Origin of the sequence: Streptomyces phyllanthi, assembly GCF_009377205.1 — a bacterium.
GTDB lineage: Bacteria > Actinomycetota > Actinomycetes > Streptomycetales > Streptomycetaceae > Streptomyces > Streptomyces phyllanthi.
This window is the reverse complement of the sequence record NZ_VJZE01000723.1, coordinates 1-2,967: the sequence shown is the minus strand read 5'-3', so window position 1 is coordinate 2,967 and position 2,967 is coordinate 1. Positions and strand designations below refer to the sequence as shown.

The 2,967-nt window shown below is 70.6% G+C and carries 2 protein-coding genes; one reads left to right on the top strand and one right to left on the bottom strand.

The features are described from left to right. Positions 1 to 2,315 (bottom strand): molybdopterin oxidoreductase family protein (locus FNH04_RS43975; protein ID WP_322725614.1); only part of this gene is annotated, 2,315 nt, incomplete at its 3' end. Positions 2,316 to 2,599: 284 nt separating this feature from the next. Between FNH04_RS43975 and FNH04_RS43970 the strand changes: the two genes are divergently transcribed. Then, the coding region (locus FNH04_RS43970) for a cell division protein SepF (RefSeq protein WP_322725613.1) at positions 2,600 to 2,967 on the top strand (368 nt) is incomplete at its 3' end.

The following is a 2,967-nucleotide window of genomic DNA, read 5'->3' as shown; positions in this document are numbered from 1 at the left end:
GGAGGGGAGGGTTCGAGGCCGAAGGGGTTCGCACCGGGGGTGACCGCCGTGGGCAGGATCGCCCCGGCGGGCGGCGAGGCGACGGGTGCCGGCGCGAGGGGTGCCGGCGCGACGGACGCGGGTCCGGCGCCGACCGGCACCGGCAGCGGCGCCGCCACCTTCGCCAGCGACACCGCGCACACCTTCAACTCGGGCTGGAACGACAGCGGATCGACCGCGTCACTCGTCACGGCGTTGATGCTCAGATACTCACCGAACAGGTCGTTCCAGTGGAACGGCGCGAAGCAGCACCCCGGCCCCACCCGGTCGGTCACGACGGCGGGCAGGACGGCCCGGCCGCGCCGTGAGGCCACCTCGACCGAGTCACCGTCCCGGACGCCCAGTTCGGCGGCGTCCCGCGGATGCAGCTCCACGAAGGGCCCGGGGTTCAGCTTGTTGAGCCTGGCGACCCGGCCCGTCTTCGTCAGGGTGTGCCACTGGTGCTGGAGCCGGCCGGTGTTGAGGACGAACGGATAGTCGTCGTCCGGCATCTCCGCGGGGTCCATGTGCGGCCGCGCGTGGAACACGGCCCGTCCGCTCGCCGTGGGGAAGACCGGCGCCCCGCTCTCCACGTACCGGATGGGGTTGCGGTCCGGCCCGTCCTGCGCCGCGGCCGGCCACTGCACGGGGGTCGAACGCAGCCGCTCGTACGTCACCCCGCGCAGGTCCCACCCGGTCTTCGGGTTCCAGGCCTGCTTGATCTCCTCGAAGATCTCCTCGGCGCTCTCGTACGAGAAGCCCTTCTCGTACCCCATCTCGCGGGCGACCGCCGCGATGAGCCGCCAGTCGGCCATGGCCTCGCCGGGCGGGTCGGCGGCGGGCTGGGCGAGGGTGAGGTTGCGCTCGCTGTTGACGAGGACGCCCTCGGACTCGGTCCACATCGCGGCGGGGAGGACGACATCGGCGTACGCGTTGGTCTCGGTGTCGGCGAACACGTCCTGCGTGACGACGAACTCGGCGGCCTCCAGGCCCTCGATCACGGTCTTGCGGTTGGCCACCGAGGCGACCGGGTTGGTGCAGATGATCCAGCAGGCCTTGATCTCGCCGTCCGCCATCTTCCGGAACATCTCGACGGTGCCCTGCCCGACCCCGTCCTTGCGGAGGGTGTCCGGCGCCAGCCCCCACAGCTCCTCGGTGAACGCCCGCTCCTCGTCGACCAGTACGGACCGCTGACCCGGCAGTCCGGGCCCCATGTATCCCATCTCGCGCCCGCCCATGGCGTTGGGCTGCCCGGTGAGGGAGAACGGACCGCTGCCGGGGCGGCAGATGGCACCCGTGGCCAGGTGCAGATTGACGAGGGCGTTGGTGTTCCACGTGCCGTGCGTGGACTGGTTGAGGCCCATGGTCCAGCAGCTGGTCCACTCGCCGGACGCGCTCGCCTCGCCGATGAGCCGGGCCGCCTCCCGGATGTCCGCCTCCGGGATGCCGGTGATCTCGGCGACCGCCGCGGGCGGGTAGTCGGCGAGGAAGGCGGGCATCGCCTCCCAGCCCTCGGTGTGGGCGGTGATGAAGCCGGGGTCCGTGTGCCCGTTCTCGTGCAGCAGGTGCAGCAGGCCGTTGAGCAGCGCGAGGTCGGTGCCGGGGCGTATCCGCAGGAAGAGGTCGGCCTTCTCGGCGGTGGCCGTCCGGCGCGGATCGACCACGATCAGCTTGGCGCCCTCCTTCACCCGGTCCATCATCCGCAGGAAGAGGATCGGATGGCAGTCGGCCATGTTCGAGCCGATGACCAGGAAGAGGTCCGCCTTGTCGAGGTCCTGGTACGAGCCCGGCGGCCCGTCGGCGCCCAGCGACAGCTTGTAGCCCGTACCGGCGCTCGCCATGCACAGCCGGGAGTTCGACTCGATCTGGTTCGTCCGGACGAAGCCCTTGGCCAGCTTGTTGGTCAGGTACTGGGCCTCCAGGCTCATCTGCCCGGAGACATAGAAGGCGACGGCGTCGGGGCCGTGCTCGTCGATGATCGCGCGCAGTCGCCGCGCGGTTTCGGCCACGGCGCCCCGGACGGGCGTGGGAACGGGCTCCTCGCCCCGGTCGTCCCGGACGAGCGCGCTGCTCAGCCGTCCCGGCGCGGCCAGCATGTCGGCGGTGGTGGCGCCCTTGGTGCAGAGCCGGCCGAAGTTCGCCGGGTGGGCCTTGTCACCGGATGCCTTCAGGACCGTACGCCGTCCGTCCGGACCCATACCGATGTCCAGGACCATTCCGCACCCGACACCGCAGTACGAGCACGCGGTCCGCACCTGTGCCCGTGTGCCGGTGCTGTGCGGGCCCTGTGCGGCCACGAGCGGCCCCTTTCCTGGTCGGCAGGTCATACGGTGCGATGGTGTGCGGCGTTCAGTGATCGTACGAATTGCCCGTTACGCGGATGTCACATGACCCGATCATGAGGAGTTACGCCCGCCACACAGTGGCCGGGCGGGGGCTGTGAGGGCCATGGGGGTGCGACGGGTTCCGGCCGTTGTGACGCATGCGCGAGTAGCGGTCCGTGTCGCTGTTGGGCCGAACGGGTGACCATGCGTAAGAATTGGTTGGTGCAGACATTGAGTGCGAGCCAGGGGGAGGGCCGGTGAACAGGCACGATGTCACCGACGAACAGTGGGAAGGGCTCGCCCAGGTCGTGCCGCTGCGGGGCCGGGACGCATGGCCGTCCGCGGTGGACCACCGCTCGATACCCGAGGCCGAGACGGAGGCGCGGCGCCGCTTCGTCGTCCTGCGGGTCAATGTGTTCGCGGACGCCCGCGAGGTGGCGGAGACGCTGATGGCGGGGGTTCCCGTCCTGCTCGACCTCTCCAGCGCCGAGACCGAGGTGGCCAAGCGGGTGCTGGACTTCAGCACGGGGGTGGTTTTCGGCCTGGCCAGCGGAATGCATCGGGTCGACCGGAACGTGTTCCTTCTCACACCGCCGGGGACCGAGGTGCGGGGGCTGATGGAGGG